General features: G+C 65.3%; 18 protein-coding genes and 1 pseudogene. 12 read left to right on the forward strand and 7 right to left on the reverse strand.

The features are described 5' to 3' along the window. The first annotated feature begins 314 nt into the window (after positions 1 to 314). Together ACTJKX_RS01320 and ACTJKX_RS01325 are read left to right on the forward strand one after the other, a co-directional pair. A complete protein-coding gene (locus tag ACTJKX_RS01320) occupies positions 315 to 758 on the forward strand; it encodes an NUDIX domain-containing protein (protein WP_440724119.1) in 444 nt (147 codons plus the stop codon). A 240-nt stretch (positions 759 to 998) separates the two neighbouring features. After that, the gene (locus tag ACTJKX_RS01325; protein WP_394310340.1) at positions 999 to 1496 is read left to right on the forward strand and encodes a GNAT family N-acetyltransferase; all 498 of its coding nucleotides are present in this window, start codon (positions 999 to 1001) and stop codon (positions 1494 to 1496) included. A 30-nt stretch (positions 1497 to 1526) separates the two neighbouring features. Here the strand turns inward: ACTJKX_RS01325 and ACTJKX_RS01330 are convergent, their stop codons facing one another. The 4 genes from ACTJKX_RS01330 to ACTJKX_RS01345 form a co-directional block, all read right to left on the reverse strand. Continuing rightward, positions 1527 to 2744: a CCA tRNA nucleotidyltransferase gene (locus ACTJKX_RS01330; RefSeq protein ID WP_394310338.1), complete on the reverse strand. Its 1218-nt coding sequence runs from the start codon at positions 2742 to 2744 to the stop codon at positions 1527 to 1529. A 115-nt stretch (positions 2745 to 2859) separates the two neighbouring features. Beyond that, positions 2860 to 3120 (reverse strand): DUF6111 family protein, encoded by a 261-nt coding sequence (locus ACTJKX_RS01335; protein ID WP_440724120.1) that lies wholly within the window; start codon positions 3118 to 3120, stop codon positions 2860 to 2862. 21 nt (positions 3121 to 3141) lie between these two features. Further along, positions 3142 to 3807 (reverse strand): CoA pyrophosphatase, encoded by a 666-nt coding sequence (locus tag ACTJKX_RS01340; RefSeq protein ID WP_311933611.1) that lies wholly within the window; start codon positions 3805 to 3807, stop codon positions 3142 to 3144. Position 3808: 1 nt separating this feature from the next. Beyond that, complete coding sequence (locus tag ACTJKX_RS01345) at positions 3809 to 4405, reverse strand: DUF1285 domain-containing protein (protein ID WP_440724121.1); 597 nt, start codon at positions 4403 to 4405, stop codon at positions 3809 to 3811. A 152-nt stretch (positions 4406 to 4557) separates the two neighbouring features. Between ACTJKX_RS01345 and ACTJKX_RS01350 the strand changes: the two genes are divergently transcribed. From ACTJKX_RS01350 to serS, 6 genes are all read left to right on the forward strand, one after another. Further along, the gene (locus ACTJKX_RS01350) at positions 4558 to 5556 is read left to right on the forward strand and encodes an AAA family ATPase (RefSeq protein ID WP_394310700.1); all 999 of its coding nucleotides are present in this window, start codon (positions 4558 to 4560) and stop codon (positions 5554 to 5556) included. Between the two features lie 5 nt (positions 5557 to 5561). Further along, positions 5562 to 6485: a DUF58 domain-containing protein gene (locus tag ACTJKX_RS01355; protein WP_311933606.1), complete on the forward strand. Its 924-nt coding sequence runs from the start codon at positions 5562 to 5564 to the stop codon at positions 6483 to 6485. Positions 6486 to 6708: 223 nt separating this feature from the next. Then, complete coding sequence (locus ACTJKX_RS01360; protein ID WP_440724122.1) at positions 6709 to 9498, forward strand: DUF4159 domain-containing protein; 2790 nt, start codon at positions 6709 to 6711, stop codon at positions 9496 to 9498. Continuing rightward, positions 9498 to 11573, forward strand: a complete 2076-nt coding sequence (locus ACTJKX_RS01365; protein WP_440724123.1) for a hypothetical protein — start codon at positions 9498 to 9500, stop codon at positions 11571 to 11573. The genes ACTJKX_RS01360 and ACTJKX_RS01365 overlap by 1 nt, the downstream gene beginning before the upstream one ends. A gap of 264 nt (positions 11574 to 11837) precedes the next feature. After that, positions 11838 to 12080: a hypothetical protein gene (locus ACTJKX_RS01370; RefSeq protein WP_311933601.1), complete on the forward strand. Its 243-nt coding sequence runs from the start codon at positions 11838 to 11840 to the stop codon at positions 12078 to 12080. Positions 12081 to 12319: 239 nt separating this feature from the next. Then, positions 12320 to 13582 (forward strand): serine--tRNA ligase, encoded by a 1263-nt coding sequence (gene serS / locus ACTJKX_RS01375; RefSeq protein ID WP_440724124.1) that lies wholly within the window; start codon positions 12320 to 12322, stop codon positions 13580 to 13582. Positions 13583 to 13611: 29 nt separating this feature from the next. Here serS and blaOXA read toward each other — a convergent pair whose 3' ends face one another. From blaOXA to ACTJKX_RS01390, 3 genes are all read right to left on the reverse strand, one after another. Then, a complete protein-coding gene (gene blaOXA, locus ACTJKX_RS01380; RefSeq protein ID WP_376717619.1) occupies positions 13612 to 14400 on the reverse strand; it encodes a class D beta-lactamase in 789 nt (262 codons plus the stop codon). A 258-nt stretch (positions 14401 to 14658) separates the two neighbouring features. Then, on the reverse strand, positions 14659 to 15570 hold the full coding sequence (gene hemF, locus ACTJKX_RS01385) for an oxygen-dependent coproporphyrinogen oxidase (RefSeq protein ID WP_311933595.1): 912 nt from the start codon (positions 15568 to 15570) through the stop codon (positions 14659 to 14661). A 75-nt stretch (positions 15571 to 15645) separates the two neighbouring features. Further along, a complete protein-coding gene (locus ACTJKX_RS01390) occupies positions 15646 to 16125 on the reverse strand; it encodes a tRNA (cytidine(34)-2'-O)-methyltransferase (RefSeq protein WP_440724125.1) in 480 nt (159 codons plus the stop codon). 312 nt (positions 16126 to 16437) lie between these two features. Between ACTJKX_RS01390 and petA the strand changes: the two genes are divergently transcribed. The 4 genes and pseudogenes from petA (at position 16438) to ACTJKX_RS01410 (ending at position 20737) form a co-directional block, all read left to right on the forward strand. Next, positions 16438 to 16992: a ubiquinol-cytochrome c reductase iron-sulfur subunit gene (gene petA, locus ACTJKX_RS01395; protein ID WP_105861606.1), complete on the forward strand. Its 555-nt coding sequence runs from the start codon at positions 16438 to 16440 to the stop codon at positions 16990 to 16992. Between the two features lie 11 nt (positions 16993 to 17003). Next, a pseudogene (locus ACTJKX_RS01400) lies at positions 17004 to 19154 on the forward strand (cytochrome c1). Positions 19155 to 19343: 189 nt separating this feature from the next. Then, entirely contained in the window at positions 19344 to 19907 is a 564-nt protein-coding gene (locus ACTJKX_RS01405) for an adenine phosphoribosyltransferase (protein WP_311933588.1), read from the forward strand. Positions 19908 to 20116: 209 nt separating this feature from the next. Then, complete coding sequence (locus ACTJKX_RS01410) at positions 20117 to 20737, forward strand: 50S ribosomal protein L25/general stress protein Ctc (RefSeq protein ID WP_311933586.1); 621 nt, start codon at positions 20117 to 20119, stop codon at positions 20735 to 20737. The last annotated feature ends 144 nt before the right edge of the window (positions 20738 to 20881 follow it).

Below are 20881 nucleotides of genomic sequence, written 5' to 3' on the forward strand. Positions count from 1 at the left end.
TAGCCTGGGTCTTGGCACGGATACGAACGGCGCTGGCAAGCAGCCGGAAATAGGTAAACATCGAACTATACCGGGGCGAAAGCCCCTGGGTCTCCTCTATTAGGGTGGCGCTTCTATACCGCAGGAACAGGTATTTTACCAGCCGGTAAAGGCTGCTTGGCACGCTGGACAGCCATGCATGGGCGGGATGGCAGGGTGTGGGAAGTTTTTTTGCGATATGATCCCAGACAGGGCCGGGCCACTTCCTTCCACTCACTGAGCGTCGATGAATGAATTCTTCTTCAATTACATTGCGACAGAAGATCGGACGTCTGGTGACTCCGCTTTTCATGATCTATTCCCGCATGCAGCGCGGTATGACTTTGGGCGTGCGCGCCGCCGTGCTCGACGGGCAGGGCAGGGTCTTTCTGGTGCGGCATACCTATGTGCCGGGCTGGTATCTTCCGGGAGGAGGCGTCGAGACCGGGGAAACCGCACTGGAGGCCCTGGCCCGTGAGCTGGATGAGGAGGGGCATATCCATCTCGATGCATCGCCCGAGCTGCAGGGGCTCTACTGGAATCGGGAGATCAGCCGCCGCGACCACATTGCCTTCTTCTTGGTGCGGCACTACACCCAGGCACAACCCCGCCTGCCGGATCACGAGATCGCCGAGGCCGGCTTCTTTCCCCTCGATGCCCTGCCGGAGGAAACCACTAAGGCGACCCGCCGTCGGCTCGATGAAGTGGCGGGACGGCGACAGCCGGATGGCCTGTGGTGATGCGGCGGTCCGTGCCGACGGCATTTGCGACGCGCGGGTTCCCGAAATGGCACGATCCGCGCAGCAAAATATCGTCCCATCGATAAATCCGGTTGTAAGGCGGCCTCTTTTGCTGTACGCGCCGGCCATGATGACGAAGAGCCTTCAGCTGCGACGACGAACCGTGGTTTCGCCCCACTCCCTTTCGCGCGCCTGAACGGTCAAGCCGGCGGGCGCTCCCTGCCTGCCGGAACCATCGCAATGCCTGAAATCGCCATCGACCTCACCCCCGAGACGCCCGACGACGGTGCCGTCATCGACAAGCTGCACGAACGGGCCTTTGGGCCCGGCCGCTTTGCCCGCACGGCCTTCCGCCTGCGCGAAGGCGTGCCGCCGCATCCCAAACTGTCCTATGTGGCGCGCATCGGTTCGATGATCGTGGGCTCGATCCGGCTGACACCGATCCATGTCGGCGAGGCCCCGGCCTTGCTGCTCGGGCCCTTGACGGTGGAGCCCGCCTTCCGCTCGCGCGGCATCGGCCTGACGCTGATGCAGGCCAGCCTGACCGAGGCCGCCGAGATTGGCCATCGGCTCGTCATCCTGGTGGGCGACGAGCCCTATTACAGCCGGGTCGGCTTCAAGCGCATCGCGCCAGGACGGGTCATGCTGCCCGGGCCGGTCGATCCCCTGCGCCTCCTGGTGAAAGAACTGGTGGAGGGGGCCTTCGAAGGGGTTGCGGGCGCTGCGCGCGGCGGCTGAACCGGCCGGGCATTCCAGATATCGGGCTGGTCAGGTGGTCATGCGCACTGCTTCGTCCAGGATGGCCTGACGCTGCGCGCCATCCTCCGCGAAGCCGCCGTCGATCCAGGCCTGCTCGGCGCGCGCGAGGATGCGGCCGATGCGCGGGCCAGGCTTGATGCCGAATTGCGCGAGATCCCTCCCGCTGAAGGGGGGCTCGGGAATGCTCCAATGCTCCGGTAAAGCCAGGGCCTCGGCAAAATCGGCGTCGGGGTGGTGCGCGGCCGCGACGAGCATGCCGTCGCGATAAAGCTCCGGGCCCAGGCGATAAAGCCATTCCCGGGCCTTGGGAAGGGTGGGGGCGTGTCTGACGCGCTCCAGCAACAGGGCAATCGTGGCCAGGCGTTTGGCCTCGGCGTTCGATAGCCGCAGCCGTGCCGCCAGCCGCTCGGCATCTTGCCGCGTGAACAGGCTGAGGGCCGCCAGCCGCCGGATGGCGTCGGGTTTCGTCTGGCCCCGGGCTTCGAGGTCCGCGAGGCGACGAAACGCCTCGATGCGTGATATACCCCCCAGCAGGATGCCGAGAAAACCGGCAGCGTCGATCTCGGCGAGGACCTCGCTGGCGTGCGGCGCCGTGAGCAGTTTGAGGAGCTCGGCCCTGATGCGTTCGGCCGAGAGCCGGCGCAGGCCCTCGCGTCCGCGTATCGCCGCTGTGAAGCTCGCTTTATCGAGCGGTCCCTGCCCGAAACGGGCATGAAAGCGAAAAAGACGCAGAATGCGCAGATAATCCTCGGCGATACGCTGATCGGCCTCGCCGAGGAAGCGCACCCGCCGCTCGGCGATGTCGGCAAGGCCGCTGGCATAGTCGTGCAGCCGGCCGTCGGGGGTGAGCGAGAGGGCATTGATGGTGAAGTCGCGCCGGAAGGCGTCGGCCCGGAAGTCGCGGCCGAAATGCACCACGGCGCGGCGGCCGTCGGTCTCGATGTCCTCGCGCAGCGTCGTCACTTCGAGCGGGTGGCCATCGATGACCACGGTCACGGTGCCGTGCTCGATGCCGGTGGGCACGACCTTCCAGCCGCGCGCCCGAGCCCGGGCCTGGGTCTCGACGGGCAGGGCCGTGGTGGCGATGTCCCAGTCGGCGACGGCCTCGCCGAGCAAGGCATTGCGCACGGCGCCTCCCACCACCCGCGCTTCTTCCCCGTCTTGGTTCAGGGCCGCGAGCAGCGTCGACAAGGGGGGCTTGTCGAGCCAGGGGAAACGCTCATCCATCCGGTCATGCATCCAATGGCATCTTCAAGAAAAGTCGTCGGGCTTCTCAGCTGAGAAAATGCGTCAAAACAATAAGTTAGAGAGAAAATCCGATTCGGAGAATGCGCACTTTTCCCTATCGTGTCTGAGGCTCGACCAGCTTGCCGTCCTCCATATGCGCGGGGACATAGGCACTGCCGGCAGGGGCTCCGCCATAATGGGCAAAGAGCGCCAGGCCAACCGCCATGCTCACCACACCCAGCGCGATCAGTCGCAGCAGCGGGACCCCTGTCCGCTCGGGGGTGCCAGGCTGGCCGCCGCGCAGCAGCACCCAGATCCCATGGACCAGGAAAGGCAGGATGAACAGCACTGCCTCGAACAGGAAAGGCCGGAACATCAGCTTGCGACCTTCATCGTCTCAGCCATAGATCCGCTCATAGAGGGTATGGATGATCCCCGCCGTCACGCCCCAGATATAGTGGCCCTGCCAGGGAATTGCATAATATTGGCGCATGGCTCCGCGCCATTCCCGGCTTTCGGCAATGTGGTTGGCCGGATCCATCAGGAAGGCGAGCGGGCATTCGAACACGCTGTCGACCTCGGCGGGATTGAGATGCAGCACCATGCCCGGATCGGCCAGGGCCACCACCGGCGCGATACGGTAGCCCGAGCCCGTAAGATAGAGATCGAGATAGCCGATCGGGCTGATCAGGCTGGCCGACAGCCCGACCTCCTCCTCGGCCTCGCGCATCGCAGCTGCCAGGGCGCTGCCGTCGTCGGGATCGATGCGACCGCCGGGAAAAGCGATCTGGCCCGAATGGTTGCGCAGTGCGCTCGAACGATGGGTGAGCAGCACCGTGGGTCCGTCGGGCCGGTCGATGAGGGCGATCAGCACGGCCGCTGGCTTGGAGGGCGCCGCAGGCAATTCGGCAAGCAGGCCGGGGGAGAAGCGGTGATCGCCATGATCAGGCACGCTGTCGAGATGGAGCCCTGCCGGCGCCTCGACGGCAAGCCGGTGTCGGGCTCGTTCGAGGAAGGCCTCGAGCTCGGGATGGTGGGTCTCAGGGGGCAGGGCGGTCAGCATGTCAGGGATTGGTGTTTCGAGGCTCGGCACCGATTTCATCGGCAGGGGCCATGGCAAAGAAGCTGCCGCCAGAGGCGACGCCGAACATGGCGACCCCGTCGACTTCCCGGATCTCGCCGAGGTCGGCAAGATCGTAATAGAGAGCGCGATTGACCCGAGCCCAAAGGCCGGCGCGCACATGCACATAGGGCTTCAGCCCCTCGGAAGCCCCGATCTCGAACCGCATGGGATGGTCCGGGCCGGCCTCGGTCCAGTCGTCGACATTGGTGCGGAAGGACAGGATCTGCCCGCCTGCGCCTGTTTCCACGCGCATTTCCACGGCGACGAAGGGCACGTCATCCACTGCGATGCCGACGCGCTCCACCGGCGTCACCAGCACATAGCGATCCTCGTCACGGCGCAGGATCGAGGCAAACAGCTTGACGAGTTCGATCCGCCCGATCGGGCTCTTCATGTAATGCCAGCTGCCATCGGCCGCGATGCGCATGTCGATATCGCCGCAGAACGGGGGATTCCACAGATGCACCGGACGGGCGCCGGCATGTTTGCCGGTTTCCTTGACGGCCTTGGTCAATCCGGCCAGATCGGTCTGGGCCATAGTCGAAAACACTCGGTGATAAAACGGACGTGAAAACGACAGACAAGCTCTCGCTCCTGCCTTAGTTGCTCTCTAGTATCCTGCGATACAAGGGAATCGCGCAAGCTTTCCCATTATCCAGCGCCTGTCCGGCGCGTTTCCTGCGAGGCATGATGACGGCCGATACCGCCACCAATCTCGATGAAGCCATCATCCGCTCGGCTGAAAACACGGCAGACCTGATCAAGCGGGCCCGCGAAGCGGTGCATGGCGTGATCTTCGGCCAGGAGGCCGTGGTCGATGGCGCCCTGATCACCTTGCTGTCCGGCGGGCACGGCCTGCTCGTCGGCGTCCCCGGCCTTGCCAAGACCAAGCTGGTCGAAACGCTCGGCGTGGTGCTGGGGCTCGATGCCAAGCGCGTGCAGTTCACGCCGGACCTGATGCCCTCGGACATCCTCGGCACCGAAGTGCTCGACGCCAGCGAGACCGGCAAGCGCAGCTTCCGTTTCGTGCGTGGCCCGGTTTTTGCCCAATTGCTGATGGCCGACGAGATCAACCGCGCTTCGCCGCGCACCCAGTCGGCCCTGCTGCAGGCGATGCAGGAATACCACATCACCGTGGCGGGCGAGCGCCACGACCTGCCCAAGCCCTTCCATGTCCTGGCGACGCAGAACCCCCTCGAGCAGGAGGGCACCTACCCCTTGCCGGAAGCCCAGCTCGACCGTTTCCTGATGCAGATCGACGTGCCCTATCCCGATCGCGAGGACGAGAAGCGCATTTTGCTCTTCACCACGGGCACCGAGGAGGCTCCCGCGCGGCCCGCCATGAGCGTGGAGGATCTCCTGGGCGCACAACGCCTGGTCCGGCGGTTGCCGGTCGGCGAATCGGTGGTCGAGGCGATCCTCACGCTGGTGCGCTCGGCCCGCCCCGGCGAGACGCCAGACCTTGCCGGCAAGATCGCCTGGGGCCCGGGCCCGCGCGCCAGCCAGGCCCTGATGCTCGCTGTGCGGGCACGTGCCCTGGTGCAGGGCCGGTTCTCTCCTTCGATCGACGATGTCATCGCTCTCGCCGAACCCGTGCTCAAGCACCGCATGGCCCTCAGCTTTGCCGCCCGGGCCGATGGCGAGAGCATCGAGGGCGTGATCGGACGCCTTGCGCGCAAATTGGGCTGAGCCGAATGGCGGTTTCCACGCGGCTGATCGACGAGCATAAGGCGGTCAGGTCATCAGGCCTGCAGCAGGCGGCGCTCGATCTGGCCGAAGCCATGCCCAGGCTTGCCCTGGAGGCGCGCCGCGTGGCGGCAACGGCATTGCATGGCCTGCATGGCCGCCGCCGGGCCGGACAGGGCGAGAATTTCTGGCAGTTCCGCCATTTTGCCCCCGGAGAGGCGGCTGCCAATGTCGACTGGCGCCGGTCGGCGCGTGGCGACGAACTTTATGTGCGCGAGCACGAATGGGACGCGGCCCAGACCCTGTGGCTGTGGGTCGATCGTTCGATCTCGATGAATCTGGCGTCGAACCTGGCGCAGACCTCCAAGCTCGAACGGGCGCTGGTGCTGTGCCTGGCTTTTGCCGACCTCCTGGTGCAGGGCGGTGAACGCGTCGGCCTGATCGGCCTGGCCAGGCCGACCTCGCAGAGGGCGATCATCGAAAAATTCGCTCTCGCCTTGATGGCGGCGGCTCCGCCCGCCACGGCGGAGCGCAGCGGACTGCCCGAGCGGATTGCGCTCGGGCCTCGCAGCGAAGCCATTCTGATCGGTGATTTTCTCGACGAGCCGGAAGTAACGGGGGGCACCATTGCGGCCCTGGCGGCTCGCGGCGCGCGCGGTCATCTCCTGGTCGTCGCCGATCCGATCGAAGAGACCTTTCCGTTTGCCGGCCGTACCGAACTGATCGATCCTGAAACGGGAGCGAAGTTCCAGGCTCCGCGGGCCCAGGACATCCGCCAGGCCTATGAGGCTCGGCTTGCCGCCCATCGTGACGCCTTGCGGGCGATCACGCACCGTTATGGCTGGAGTATGACGCTGCATCGCACCGACAAGCCGGCCTCCCAGGCCGTGCTGGCCCTGCATCCGCTGCTGCAGCAGGGGGAGGGCGCCTGATGGCGGCGATCGAAAGGCCTGGCCTACGGAGGTTGGGGATAAGTGCTCTGTCATCCCCGGCGAGGCCGGAGGCCGAGGGAAGGGGATCCAGGGCTGCAACCGATGCCTTTGGTCCCTGGATCCCCTTCCCTTCGCCCTCTCTCGCTTCGCTCGCGAGTGGCGCAGCCGGGGATGACGGAACACCTGTTGCCGAACGCAAGCCTGGCGGACGGAGGCTTGGTCGATGCTAGGTTCGCTGGCTCTCGCCTCGCCCTGGATGCTGGCGGCACTGGCCCTGCTGCCGGCCATCTGGCTGCTGCTGCGCCTGGTGCCGCCACGGCCGCAACGCGTCGACTTTCCACCCTTGCGCCTGCTCTACGGCCTGTTGCCGCGCGGGCGGGTGGCAGCGCGCTCGCCCTGGTGGCTGACGGCCTTGCGCCTCATCCTGGCTGCCTTGGTGATCGCCATGCTGGCCGTGCCGACGCTGCGACCTTTCAGTCAGGCCGGACCGACGCGTACGGCGCCGCTGTTGTTCCTCGTCGACAATGGCTGGGGTTCCGCCGCGACCTGGGCGAAGCGCCAGGAAGTGATCCAGGCCGCACTCGCCGCGGCCGAGCAGGATCGCCGCCCGGTGGCAATGGCGGCCCTGGCCGAGCCGCTCACCGATCTTTCGCTCAGTCCTGCTGCGAGCCTCGGTCCGCGCCTCACAGCGCTTGCTCCGCAGCCCTGGAAGGCCAATCGTGGCGCCTATGCGCCCGCCATCGCCTCCTTCCTGCGTGCGGCGCCGGAGGCCGAGATCCTCTGGTTCTCGGATGGCCTGGCAGGGGATGGCGACAATGGCTTTCTCGCCGCTTTGTCGGAAGCCGGCAAGCAGGGGCGAGTGACGGTCTATCGTGACGATGGCCGCAGTTCGCTGGCCCTTGCGGGCGCGGCCAATGCGCCGAGCGGCATCTCGGTGCGCGTTTTGCGCACGGGCAAGCTCGATCGCGTCTTGTCAGGCACGGTGAGGGCGCTCGACCTCAAGAACCTGCCGGTTGGCCAAGCCGATTTCAGTTTCCCGGCAGGCGCCGGCGAGACCACGGCGCAGCTCGACCTGCCCCTCGACATTCGCAATGATGTGGCGCGGCTGGAAATCGTCGGCGACGCGTCGGCCGGAGCGGTGCAGTTGCTCGACCGCACCTGGCGCCGCCGCATGGTTGGCATCGTCTCGGGGCAGGACAAGGATGTCAGCCAGCCCCTGCTGTCGGCGAACTATTACCTCACGCGAGCGCTCGAACCCTATGCCGATGTAAGGACTGCCGAGGGAACCTCGCCGGCCGAGGCGATCGGCCGCTTTCTCGACGACAAACTGCCGGTCTTGATGCTGGCCGATGTCGGCAATCTCGGCGATGCCGAAGCCAAGCTCTCGACCTGGATCGAGAATGGCGGCGTTCTGGTGCGCTTTGCCGGCTCGCGTCTCGCTGCCGCCGAGAATACGCTGCTGCCGGTGAAGCTGCGCCAGGGCGGGCGCACACTGGGCGGGACGCTCTCCTGGGAGAAGCCGCAAAAGCTCGGAAGCTTCGATGCCAATAGCCCCTTCGCAGGCCTCGCCTTGCCGGATGACGTCAGCGTCAAGCGCCAATTGCTGGCCGAGCCCGATATCGATCTGCCCGGCCGGACCTGGGCTGCCCTGGCCGACGGCACGCCGCTGGTCACGGCCGAGAAACGGGGCAATGGCGTCATCGTGCTCTTTCACGTGACGGCCGACACCACCTGGTCCAACCTCGTCCTGTCGGGAACCTTCGTGGAGATGCTGCGCAAGGTGGTGGGGCTGGCCAAATCCGCGCCGGTTGCGGGGGCTGCCGCAGCGCAGGTGAGCGCAGCAGCGCCGGTCTATGCGGCGCCGAGCCGGACGCTCGATGGGCAGGGTGCTTTCCAGGTGCCGCCGGCCACCGCCCAGCCCGTGCGGGCGGATCAGCCCGGCATCGGCCGTCCCGATCACCCGCCCGGCTTCTACGGGCCGCCCGATGGCCTGGTGGCCGTCAATGCGCTGGCTGCCAATGCCGTGTTGAAGCCCCTGGACTATACCACCGTGAATGCGTCCCTGGCCGACTATACGGTTGCCAAGCCGATCGCCCTCGGGCCCGTTCTGCTGCTGGTCGCGCTGGCCCTGCTGCTGGCCGATGCCCTGATCGTCTTCTCCATGGCGGGCGGCTGGACGCGTCTTGCCCGTCCCGGTGTGGGGTCGGCGGCCCTCGTAGTGCTGGCGCTGTCCCTCACCCTGTTGGCATCGCCGGATGCCCAGGCGCAGAGCCGCCCCTTCGACGCTGCGCTGAAGACCCGCCTTGCCTATGTCGTCACCGGCGACAAGGAGACGGACGATACCAGCCTCGCCGGTCTCAAGGGCCTGACCGCCTATATCGCCGAACGCACGGCGCTGGAGCCGGGGCCGCCCGATGGCATCGATCCGGCCAAGGACGAACTGGCCTTCTATCCGCTGATCTACTGGCCGATCGTGCCGGGCAAGGAACCGCCGCCGCCGGCAGTGATGGCGCGCATCGACGCGTTCATGAAATCGGGTGGCACCATCATTTTCGATACGCGCGATGCGGTGCAGCAGGATGCGGGGGGAGCGGCCACGCCGGCCGGCGAAACGCTCAAGCGCCTGCTCTCGGGGCTCGACATTCCCGAGCTCGAGCCCATACCGGCCAAGCACGTGCTGACCAAGACCTTCTACCTGCTCGACAAATTCGTCGGGCGTTACGACAATGGCGAAACCTGGGTGCAGGCCACCGCCCCGACATCCGAGGACAGCGACAAGCCCGTGCTGGGGGGAGACGGTGTTTCGCCCTTGATCATCACCTCCAACGATCTGGCCGCAGCCTGGGCCGTCGATGCCCAGATGAATCCGCTCTTTCCCGTTTCCACCGGGCTGGAGCGCCAGCGTGAGCTGGCCTATCGCGCCGGCGTCAACATGGTGATGTATGCGCTGACCGGCAACTACAAGGCGGATCAGGTGCATGTACAGGATCTCCTGGAGAGGCTCGGCCGCTGATGAGCGATTTCTCCCTGCAATTCCTGCCCTTGCTGTCCTGGCCTGTCGTCATCGGCCTGGCCGTGCTGGCGGCTGCGGTCGCGGCGCTGTGCCTGCTGGCGCGGCTGCGTGGGGCCTGGCTGCGCGCGCTGGTGCTGGGCCTGTTCGTCCTCGCTCTCACCGGGCCCATCCTGACGCGAGAGCAGCGCGCGGTGCTGCCCAATGTCGTGGCCCTGGTGGTCGACCGTTCCGCCTCCCAGTCGCTGGACGAAAGGACGCGGCAGACGGACGCGGCCCGCGACGAGCTGAGCCGGCAGATCAAGGCGCTGGGCAATACCGAGCTGCGGGTGGTCGAAGCGGGAGGTGGGGTCAAGTCCGGTGCTGACGGCACCCAGCTCTTCACTCCCTTGGCGACTGCCCTGTCCGACGTGCCGCCGGACCGCGTCGGCGGCGCCATCCTGCTGACGGACGGCGTGGTCCACGACGTGCCGGCTCGAGCGGCGGCCCTCGGTTTCAAGGCGCCGCTCCATGCCCTGATCACCGGCCGGGAGGATGAACGCGACCGCCAGATCAACCTGGTCGAGGCGCCGCGCTTCGGACTGGTGAAGCAGGCCACCACCATTCGCTTCCGCGTCGTCGATCGCGGTCCGAACATGCCGTCGACGGCCGCGGTGATCCTGCGCCGCGATGGCGAAGAGATTGCGCGCACCACCGTGCCGGTCGGCGAATTGTCGTCGCTGCAGGTGCCGATCGAGCATGCCGGCGTGAATGTGGTCGAGCTCGAAGCCGAAACCGTGCCGGGCGAACTCTCGCCGGTGAACAACCGGGCCGTGCTGCAGATCGAGGGCATCCGCGAGAAGATGCGCGTCCTGCTGGTCTCGGGCGAACCCAATGCCGGCGAGCGCACCTGGCGCAACCTGCTCAAGGCCGACGCCAATGTCGAGCTCGTGCATTTCACCATTCTCAGGCCGCCGCAGAAGGGGGACGGCACCCCGATCAACGAGCTCTCCCTGATCCAGTTCCCGACGCACCGCCTGTTCGACGAGGAGATCAACCGCTTCGACCTGATCATCTTCGACCGCTACGCGCAGGAAGGCCTGCTGCCGGCCGCCTATTTCGACAATATGACGGAGTTCGTGCGCAATGGCGGGGCGATCCTGCTGGCATCGGGCGCCGATTACGCCTCCGAGAACAGTCTGTGGGGTACCGGCCTGGCCGAGATCCTGCCGGCCTCGCCATCTGGCAACGTGCTCTATCAGCCTTACCGGCCGGAGATCAGCGCGCTCGGCAAACGCCATCCGGTGACGCGGGACCTGCCGGGCGGCAATGCCAATCCACCGGCCTGGGGCCAATGGTTCACCACGGTAGAGACCAAGCTGCGCGAGGGCAGCGCCGTGATGACCGGCGCCCGGGGCGATCCGCTGCTCGTGCTCGCCCACCAGGGCAAGGGCCGGGTGGCCCTGCTGCTATCCGACCATGCCTGGCTGTGGGCACGTGGCTATGAGGGCGGCGGGCCCCATGTCGATCTGCTGCGGCGCCTGTCGCACTGGCTTTTGAAGGAGCCCGATCTCGACGAGGAGGCTCTGCGTGCACGGGCTGTCGGCCGCGACATCACGGTCGAGCGCCAGACCATGGCGGAGACGGCGGCACCGGTCGAACTGATCGGCCCGAATGGCGAGAAGGTTAGGCTTGCCCTCAAACCGGAGAAACCGGGCCTGTGGAGCGCAGTCTATTCCACCGACGTGATGGGGTTGTGGCGGGCCCAGGACGGCGCCTTGCAGGCGATCACCAATGTCGGTCCCGCCAATCCACGCGAATTCCAGGACCTGCTCTCCACGCCCGACGGGCTGAAGGGCATAGCCGGCGAGACCGGCGGCAGCGTGGAGCGCCTCGCCACCGCGTCCGGCCTGTCGATACCGGCGGTTCGCGCGGTCGGCGCCGGCTCCGCCTATGGCGGCAGCGGCTGGATCGGCCTCAAGCGCAGCGAGGCGTCGGTGGTACAGGGCATCGACACTATCCCGCTCTTCGCGGGCCTGCTCGGCCTTGCCTTGCTGCTGGGCGGCGTCACCCTGCTCTGGGCCCGGGAAGGCCGGTAGCCCAACACACGCTTTTGCATGGCAGAGCGCGGGATATGCGGAGTGTCGGCCTCCCGGCTGATACGCCGGATGCCTCTCGGATGAAAATTGCAGCTATATCCTCCCTGCGCTCTCACGGATGGCGGCTGACAGGCAGGATGGCGTCGATGCCTCCCTTCCGCCATGCCTGGCCTGACGATTCGACTCTTGAGCCGGGAGGCCCTAAATTGGAGATGCAGGTTTCCAACCGAGCCTGCCTCAACGGAATGGGCCAAGGATACGAGAATGCGTAGCGACGAGATCCGGCCAGGAACGTTGGCCAAGCGCCATGCAGACCGACGATCCCAAACGACGCTGGGCTTCCGGCGCGAGAGTTTTACTTTGCCGCGTGAGGAAGCACGTGCCAAGGCGCGCGATCTGTTTACCCGCTACCCCAAGGCGGCCTATATGACCGAGATCGAATACTGGGAAGAACTGCCGGACGGGCAGATCTTCGTCACCATGCGCCATTTGCCGACGGCCGACTGAGAAGGGCGGTTTTCGCGGCCAGGGCCAGTTGACCTCCGCCGAAGTCGCTGGCAGGGTGGTCCCATGTTCAGGTTCAATCGATCGAACTCGCGGCTGATCTCGTCCGACCCCTCGGGGCCGGGTTGCAGTCGCATGCGCTGAACTCTCTCCGCCATCGCGTTTCAACCAGGGCCCCGCCATCCGGCAGGGCCTTTTCGTTTGCTCCTGCCGCTGTGCGTCGCCAGCATCAGGAGGCAACATTGCTGGACATCGCTTTCATTCGTAACAACACCGCCGCGGTCGCCGAGGCGGCCCGGGCCAAGAGCATGACCGTCGATCTCGATCGGATCCTGGCCCTCGATACTGCCTTGCGTCGGGGCAAGACACGGATCGAAACCTTGAGGGCGGAACGAAATCGCATTACGGCACAGTTCGCCGAGGCCTCTGCGCCGCTGCGCGCGGCCGGCGCCGAACGTTCCAGGGCGATCGCAAGCGCGCTTACCGCCCTCCAGGGGAATGCCGGAGAAACGGAACAGACCTTGCGCGACCTCTTGCTGACGGTTCCCAACCTGCCCTGGCCAGGGGCGCCAGTTGGGCCGGATGAAAAGAGCAATCAGGTGGTGCGCGCCGTCGGCGATCGGCCCGACTTCGCCTTTCCGCCGCTCGATCACCTCGCCATTGCCGACAGGCATGGCTGGATCGACCAATCCCGGATTGCCAAGGTTGCCGGGGCCCGCAGCTATGTGCTGAAGGGGCGCCTGGCCTTGCTGGAACAGGCGCTCTTGTTCGACACGTCCCGTCGGCTCGCCCGCAAGGGGTTCCAGCCCATCGCCGTTCCCGCCCTGGTTCGTGGGAATGCCTTCGTCAATACCGGCCATTTTCCCTTCGCCAGGGAGGACACCTTCGAACTCCCGCGGGACGGTGCATATCTTGCCGGCACCGCCGAGATCGCGCTGACCGGCCTGCATGGCGGCGAGCTCATCGATGAGCGCGACCTGCCGCTGCTCTATGCCGGCTTCTCTCCCTGCTTCCGCCGCGAGGCCGGCAGCGGGGGACGCGACGTGCGTGGCCTGCTCAGGGTTCACCAGTTCTACAAGGTGGAGCAATATGTGATCTGTCGCGATGATCCCGAAGAATCCGCCCATTGGCATGGCCGGCTGCTCGCCAATGCCGAGACCGCCCTGCAGGCCCTGGAGCTGCCCTATCAGGTCATCGAATGCTCCACCGGAGACATGGGGCCGGGCAAGGTGAGAATGAACGACATCGAGACCTGGGTGCCGAGCCTCGGATGCTATCGGGAAACCCATAGCTGTTCCACCTTGCATGATTGGCAAGCCCGGCGAGCCAATATCCGCTGGCGCGATCGGCGGGGGCAGGTCCGGTTCTGCCACACGCTGAACAACACCGCGATCGCGACGCCGCGCATCCTGGTGCCCTTGATCGAGAATCACCAGACGCCGCAGGGGCAGGTCCGAGTGCCCACCTTCCTGCGCAACTATCTCGATGGGGAGGAATTGCTGTGACGAGAGCCAGCCCGACCGGACGGACCGGATTACAGCCGGTCCAGCAAGTCGGGCAACTCCGCCAGGAAGGCGTCGCGCGCCTGCAGCCCGGCCCTGAGATTGCCCTTGGAGCCCATCTGCACCTGGCGCACGAAGGCCACGTTGCGGCCGTCCCTGTTGGCCCAGCCGACGAACCAGCCATAGGCATGATCGAAATCGAGCCTGCCGTCGGAGCGCCGGGGCGCGCCGGAGCCGGTCTTGCCGTGAATTTCCCAGCCATTGGGCAGGGGAGCAAGCACCAGGATGCGGGCTGTCATGTCGTAGGCCCGGTTCGAGACCGGCAATTGGTGACGCACCATCCGCTCCAGGAAGTCGAGCTGCTGGAGCGGTGTGATCTTGAGGGATGAGCTCAGCCAGGCCTGGGTGAGGCCGTTCTGCTTGCCTGGATCCCCGGAGACGTCCTGATTGCCGTAGTCGAATTCGGCGACGTAGCGCTTGAAGCGCTGCTTGCCGAGACTGCGCGTGATCTGTTGCGAGTACCAGACCACCGAATTCTTCATCCAGCTGGCGGGGTCTGTGCTGGTGCGCCATTCCGGCACCCAGTCGGCATAGCCTTCGCGAAAGGGCAGGGCGGGCACATGCTCGTTCTTCAGCAGGCCCGAATCATAGCCCATCAGGCTGATGGCGATCTTGAAGGTCGAGGCCGGCGTGATCGGTTTGTCGCAGCTCCCTTCCTGCTTGAGCAGCTTGCCGGTCGCCACGTCGGCCAGCAGCGTGCAGGCGCTCGCGACGGCGGCCTCCGATGGCTGGGCCAGGGCGCTGCCTCCACCGGCCGGCATCGTCGAGAAGACGGCGGCGGCAAGGGCCACCAGGGCGGTCGTCGGACGGTGCATGCAGCAGGGTCTCCGGAGTCGACGCGCATCTGTCAGAGACATTGTGGCCCGATCTTGTCGATGGCAGCAACAGGCCGCGCTGCCCCTGGGGACAAAGTGCGATTTGAGTGATTCCGTCAAATCGCAAAACGCTTCGACCCGAAAGCGGGCCGCGGACCTATCCGCCTGCAGCCTGACGGCGGGCGGAAGGCAGGAAACGGCGGGTCAGGGCCATTTCACCGTGGGCGGCATCGACGACAGGATCGAGGACACATTGCCGCCGGTCTTGAGGCCGAACAGCGTGCCACGGTCATAGAGCAGGTTGAACTCGACGTAACGTCCGCGGCGCACCAGCTGCTCGTCGCGCTCGGCCTCCGTCCAGGGTTTTTCGAAATTGCGCGTCACGAGCTCGGGATAGATGGCGGCGAAGGCCGTGCCGACCGTCCGGGTGAAGGCGAAATCGGCTTGCCAGTCGCCGCTGGTGAGCCCGTCATAGAAAATGCCGCCGATGCCGCGCGACTCGTTGCGATGCTTGAGGAAGAAATAGTCGTCGCACCATTTCTTGTAGCGGGCATAGTCGGCCACGGCGTGAGCCTCGCAGGCCCGGCGCATGGCGGCGTGAAAATCGAGGCTGTCCGGGTCTTCCTGCGTGCGGCGTCCGTCGAGCATCGGCGTCAGGTCCGCGCCGCCGCCGAACCAGGCCTTGGTTGTCACCACGAATCGGGTGTTCATGTGCACGGTGGGCACATGAGGGTTCCAGGGATGGGCGATCAGGGAGATGCCGGAGGCCCAGAAGCGTGGATCTTCGGCGGCGCCGGGAATGTCGGTGCGAAATTCGGGTGAAAATTCCCCGTGGACGGTCGAACAATGTACGCCCACCTTTTCGAAAACCCTGCCATGCATCATCGCCATCACGCCGCCACCGCCCGGGTGGCCGGTGTGGTCGGTGCGCTGCCAGGGCGTGCGCCTGAAGCGTCCTGCGGCCGTACCGGCCGGGGCTCGGGCCTGGGGCAGCGCGTCCTCGAGGGTCTCGAAGGCGGCGCAGATCTGATCGCGCAGAGCCTCGAACCAGGCACGGGCCTCGGCCTGGCGGGGGGCGATCTCGGAGGAAAGAGGGGCGGAACCGGGCTTTGTCATGCTGCCTCTATAGTCCGTTTCCGCTAGCAGGCAATTGCGCAGGATCAATGACGGCCGAAAGGCGGACGTGCTCGATCAGGACGATTCCGCCGAGGAAGGGAAGCCGTCGGTCTGGCGCAGGGCCTCGCCCAGCACCATGGCGGCGGCGACGGCCACGTTGAGCGAGCGTAGTCCCGGGCGCATCGGTACGAACACCCGCGCGTCGGCCGCGGCATGGACCGCATCGGGCACGCCGGCTGATTCCCTGCCGACCATGAGGATGTCGTCCGGCCGGAATACATGGCCGGTATGGGGCACCGCGCCCTTGGTGGTCAGCAGCACCAGCCTTTGTCCGCTCGCGGCCCGCCAGGCCTCGAAGGCCGGGAAGGAAACATGGCGGTCGATGGCGAGGCGGTCGAGATAGTCCATCCCGGCGCGGCGGAATGCCCGGTCCGACACGGGAAAGGCCGCGGGCTCGACGATGGCCGCCTTTACGCCGAGGCAGGCGCACAGGCGCAGCATCGTGCCGGCGTTCTGAGGGATGTCGGGTTGAAACAGGGCGAGAGTGAGCGGCATTGGGGCATCGGCAGGGCGAGGGCGGAGACGTTCTTCATAGGGGACGCTTCCGGCATCGGGGATAGAGAATTTGCATTTATGGCGTTGATGTCATGCGACATAGCGCCATTTGCGGGCTGCACGATCTAGACAACTTCGCAACAGAGTGGCATGAGCCCCTTGATAAGGTTTGCCCCAGTTTCGCCGCGATCCGGTTTGGCGCGGCTGGGGTGGCCGAGATTTGGCAGAGTATGGACGGTACGGGGCTGATAGGTCCGGTTCCTCCATCATCCCGGCGACGGCCGGGATGCGACGTATGAGAAGGATCGATCCGTGGCAGTCACGAACGAACACGCCGCAGAGCCCACTCGTCGCGATTTCATTTACATTGCCACCGGCGCGGTCGGTGCTGTGGGTGTCGCTGGCGCAGCTTGGCCTTTCATCAGCCAGATGAATCCGGACAAGGCGACCATCGCGGCGGGCGTGCCGGTCGAGGTCGACCTGACGCCGATTCCCGAGGGACAGTCGGTGAAGATCTTCTGGCGCGGCAAGCCGATCTTCATTCGTCACCGCACCAAGGCCGAAATCGCAGCGGCCGAGGATGTCAAGCTGACCGACCTGAAGGACCCCCAGGCCGATGCGGACCGGGTCAAGAAAGATCAGGCACAATGGCTGGTCGTGGTCGGCATCTGCACGCATCTGGGCTGCATCCCGCTGGTCAACGAAGGCTCCTATCACGGCTGGTTCTGCCCCTGCCATGGTTCGGTCTACGATACCTCGGGACGCATCCGTCAGGGTCCGGCTCCGCTCAACCTGGAAGTTCCGCCCTATAATTTCGAGAGCCCGACCAAGATCATGATCGGCGCCGAATCGAACGCACAAGCTTAAGGTCACAATTCATGAGCGGAACCTCGACCTGGACCCCGAAATCCAGCCTTGGACGGTGGTTCGAGAGCCGCCTGCCGATCGGTGGGCTCGTCCACTCCTCGTTCATCGCCTATCCCACGCCGCGCAACCTCAATTATATGTGGACCTTCGGCGCCATCCTCTCCTTCATGCTGGGGGCGCAGATCCTCACGGGCGTGGTGCTGGCGATGCATTACGTCTCCGATTCGAGCCTGGCCTTCACCTCGGTGGATCTGATCCGTCGCGACGTGAACTGGGGCTGGCTGATTCAGAAGCTGCACGCCAACGGCGCCTCGATGTTCTTCATCGCGGTCTATCTCCACATCGCCCGCGGCATGTATTACGGCTCCTATAAGGGCCCCCGCGAAGTGCTGTGGCTGCTTGGCGTCGTCATCTTCCTCTTGATGATGGCAACCGGCTTCATGGGCTATGTGCTGCCCTGGGGCCAGATGTCGGGCTGGGGCGCTACCGTCATCACCAACCTGTTCTCCGCCATTCCCGTATTCGGCAAGTCGATCGTGACCTGGCTGTGGGGCGGCTATGCGGTGGGCAACCCGACCCTGAACCGCTTCTTCTCGCTGCATTATCTGCTGCCCTTCATGATCGCCGGCGTCGTGGTGCTGCATATCTGGGCGCTGCACGTGGTCGGCCAGAACAATCCGACCGGCGTCGACATCAAGTCGGACAAGGATTCGGTGCCCTTCACGCCGTATGCGACGCTGAAGGATGCTTTCGGCATCGCCTGCTTCCTCGTCTTCTTCATGTATTTCGTGTTCTACATGCCGGATTATCTGGGCGATCCGGAGAACTACATCACCTTCGATCCCGGCAAGACGCCTGCCCATATCGTGCCCGAATGGTACTTCCTGCCGTTCTACGCGATCCTGCGCTCGATCCCGGACAAGCTGCTGGGCGTCATCATGATGTTCGCCGCCATCGTCATGCTGGCGCTGCTGCCCTGGCTCGACACCTCGAAGGTGCGTTCGGCGGTCTATCGTCCGGTGTTCCGCTGGGTGTTCTTCATCTTCGTGGCGATCTGCATCGGCCTCGGCTGGATCGGCTCGCAGCCGCCGGAAGGCTCGAAGGTGCTGATCGGCCAGATCCTGACCGCGCTGTACTTCGCCTACTTCCTCATCGCCCTGCCGCTGCTGGGGTTGTTTGAGCAGACCAAGCCGGTGCCCGCTTCGATCGCCGATGCCATTCTGGCGAAGTCGAGCGGCATCCCCCTGCCGGCCGCAAACACCGCCGAATCGCAAAGCAAGGGCTGAGGGGCGAACGAGATGATTGAGATGTTCAAACCCTCACGCGTAGCCGGTCTGGCTGTCGCCCTTGCCACCCTGTTCGGCGCTGCCGGCCTTTCCCAGCCCGCCTGGGCGGAGGGGGGCGAGCAGCCGACCCGCCAGCAATGGAGTTTTGCGGGCCCGTTCGGGCGCTATGATCAGGGCCAGCTGCAGCGCGGCTTCAAGGTCTATCGCGAGGTCTGCTCGGCCTGCCACAGCCTGCATCGCGTTGCCTTCCGGACCTTGGCCGATCCAGGCGGTCCCGGTTTCACCGAAGGCCAGGTCAAGGCCCTCGCGGCCGAATACACAGTGATGGACGTGCCCAACGACAAGGGCGAGGTGCTTGAGCGCAAGGGTCGGCCTGCGGATTATTTCCCGCTGGTCTATCCGAACGATCAGGCTGCTGCCGTCGCCAACAATGGTGCCATTCCGCCGGACATGTCCCTGCTCGCCAAGGCGCGCGGCGTGAAGTCCGGCTTCCCCGGCTTCGTCTTCGACATCTTCACCCAGTATCAGGAGCAGGGCCCCGACTATATCCATGCCCTGATCACCGATGGCTATCTGAAGGATGACGAGAAGCCGCCGGAGGGCGTCACCGTTCCGCCGAACGGCCACTACAACAAGATCTTCGGCGCTTCGATCGGCATGGCCAAGCCTCTGGCCGATGGGCAGGTGGAATATACCGACGGTGCGCCGCAGACGGTCGACCAGTACACACGTGACGTCGCTGCCTTCCTGGCATGGGCGGCCGATCCCTCGCTCGAAAAGCGCAAGCAGACCGGCTTCGTGGTGATCATCTTCCTGATCGTGCTGTCGGGACTGCTCTACTACACCAAGAAGAAGATCTGGGCCGACGCCCATTGAGGGCTTCGACCAATGCTTGATTGAGCAAAGCCGGGGATCGCCGATCCCCGGCTTTGCTGTTTCAGGCCCTGCAGTTTCCTCTCGATCGATTTATTGGCTCGACCGGTGGGAAGCCGGCTGGCTGGTCCGGCCTCGACTCTTGCGTGCGAGCGTGGTCTTTTTCGGCAACGAATCCCCGGAAGGCAGATCATGACCGCCAAGACAGAAATCTCGGGCTCCACAGCCCGCTTCCTCAAGGACGCGATCCGCACCATTCCCGACTATCCCAAGCCTGGGGTGGCGTTCCGCGACATCACCACCTTGTTGGGCGATGCCTGGGCCTTCCGACGGGCTATCGACGAATTGGTGCAGCCCTGGGCGGGTGCCAAGATCGACAAGGTGGCTGGGATCGAGGCGCGCGGCTTCATCCTGGGGGGCGCACTCGCCCATCAGCTCTCCTCCGGCTTCGTGCCGGTGCGCAAGAAGGGCAAGCTGCCGCACGAGACCGTGCGCATCGCCTATTCGCTGGAATATGGCCTCGACGAGATGGAGGTCCACAAGGATGCGGTGAAACCGGGCGAGCGGGTCATCCTGGTCGACGACCTCATCGCTACCGGGGGTACGGCGGAGGCCGCGGTCAAGCTGCTGCGCGAGATCGGTGCCGATGTGCTGGCCGCGGTCTTCATCATCGATCTGCCCGAGCTGAAAGGGGCCGACAAGATCCGGGCGCTGGGCGTGCCCGTGCATACGCTGGTGTCCTTCGAAGGCCATTGAACGGGAGAGGAGGCATGGTGGGTCGGTCTTCAGACCGGCCATGGCCATTCATACCGGTCTGAAGACCGGCACACCTGGCTTCTTGCTTTTCGCCCGGGATGCGTCTATGAGAACGCCGTTCCGCGACCAGACACCCCTGGAGGCAATGCGGAACGACCGAACCGGCCGCGCCAGCGGCCTTTTTCTTTGAACAACCCTAGGAACATACAATGTCCGTGAAGCAGATTTCCGCCACGGCTCGCACGCAAGTGGGCAAGGGGGCCGCGCGTGCCGTTCGTCGTGAAGGCAAGGTACCGGCCGTGATCTATGGTGCCGGCAAGCCCCCCGTTTCTATCGCGCTCGACGCCAAGGAAGCCAACAAGCTGGTTTACGCTGGCCACTTCCTCACCACCGTGTTCGAGATCGAAGTTGATGGCAGCAAGACCCGCGCCATTCCGCGCGACTATGCTCTCGACCCGGTCAAGGACACCGTCGAGCATGTCGATTTCCTGCGCGTCGATGCCGGCTCGCGTCTGCGCGTCGATGTTCCCGTGCATGCCGTCAACGCCGCGACTTCCGTGGGCGTGAAGCGCGGCGGTGCCGTCAACATCGTGACGCACTCCCTCTCGGTTCTGGCTCCCGCCGACAAGATTCCCGATTCGATCGATGTCGACGTCGCCGCTCTCGATATCAACGATTCGGTCCACGTCTCGCAGATCAAGCTGCCGGAAGGCGTTTCCTACGCCGGGCAGGACGACGCGACCCTGGTCTCGATCGTGCCGCCGGTCGGTGAAGAAGCTGCTCCCGCCGCCGAAGTGGCTGCCGAGCCCGCTGAAGCTGCCAAGAAGTAATCCGGCTGCATATCCATTGCTGCGATGGCCGGGCTCGTCCCGGCCATTCGTGCTTTCATAGCGTTTGGCGAGTTGGTGGAAGCACCAAGAATCGCAAAGACGCGTCCGAAAGAGGAGCTGAAGCAAAACAGCGTTTTCGCTTAG

This window comes from Labrys sp. 22185, from assembly GCF_052045555.1.
GTDB classification, from domain to species: domain Bacteria; phylum Pseudomonadota; class Alphaproteobacteria; order Rhizobiales; family Labraceae; genus Labrys; species Labrys neptuniae.

Bases quoted from the DNA above. Each gene is read 5' to 3' on its own strand.
- ACTJKX_RS01325 (WP_394310340.1), top strand. From the start codon at position 999: ATGCCTGAAATCGCCATCGACCTCACCCCCGAGACGCCCGACGACGGT.
- ACTJKX_RS01330 (WP_394310338.1), bottom strand. From the start codon at position 2,744: ATGGATGAGCGTTTCCCCTGGCTCGACAAGCCCCCCTTGTCGACGCTG.
- ACTJKX_RS01335 (WP_440724120.1), bottom strand. From the start codon at position 3,120: ATGTTCCGGCCTTTCCTGTTCGAGGCAGTGCTGTTCATCCTGCCTTTC.
- ACTJKX_RS01340 (WP_311933611.1), bottom strand. From the start codon at position 3,807: ATGCTGACCGCCCTGCCCCCTGAGACCCACCATCCCGAGCTCGAGGCC.
- ACTJKX_RS01345 (WP_440724121.1), bottom strand. From the start codon at position 4,405: ATGGCCCAGACCGATCTGGCCGGATTGACCAAGGCCGTCAAGGAAACC.
- ACTJKX_RS01350 (WP_394310700.1), top strand. From the start codon at position 4,558: ATGACGGCCGATACCGCCACCAATCTCGATGAAGCCATCATCCGCTCG.
- ACTJKX_RS01355 (WP_311933606.1), top strand. From the start codon at position 5,562: ATGGCGGTTTCCACGCGGCTGATCGACGAGCATAAGGCGGTCAGGTCA.
- ACTJKX_RS01360 (WP_440724122.1), top strand. From the start codon at position 6,709: ATGCTAGGTTCGCTGGCTCTCGCCTCGCCCTGGATGCTGGCGGCACTG.
- ACTJKX_RS01365 (WP_440724123.1), top strand. From the start codon at position 9,498: ATGAGCGATTTCTCCCTGCAATTCCTGCCCTTGCTGTCCTGGCCTGTC.
- ACTJKX_RS01370 (WP_311933601.1), top strand. From the start codon at position 11,838: ATGCGTAGCGACGAGATCCGGCCAGGAACGTTGGCCAAGCGCCATGCA.
- blaOXA (WP_376717619.1), bottom strand. From the start codon at position 14,400: ATGCCGGCCGGTGGAGGCAGCGCCCTGGCCCAGCCATCGGAGGCCGCC.
- hemF (WP_311933595.1), bottom strand. From the start codon at position 15,570: ATGACAAAGCCCGGTTCCGCCCCTCTTTCCTCCGAGATCGCCCCCCGC.
- ACTJKX_RS01390 (WP_440724125.1), bottom strand. From the start codon at position 16,125: ATGCCGCTCACTCTCGCCCTGTTTCAACCCGACATCCCTCAGAACGCC.
- ACTJKX_RS01405 (WP_311933588.1), top strand. From the start codon at position 19,344: ATGACCGCCAAGACAGAAATCTCGGGCTCCACAGCCCGCTTCCTCAAG.
- ACTJKX_RS01410 (WP_311933586.1), top strand. From the start codon at position 20,117: ATGTCCGTGAAGCAGATTTCCGCCACGGCTCGCACGCAAGTGGGCAAG.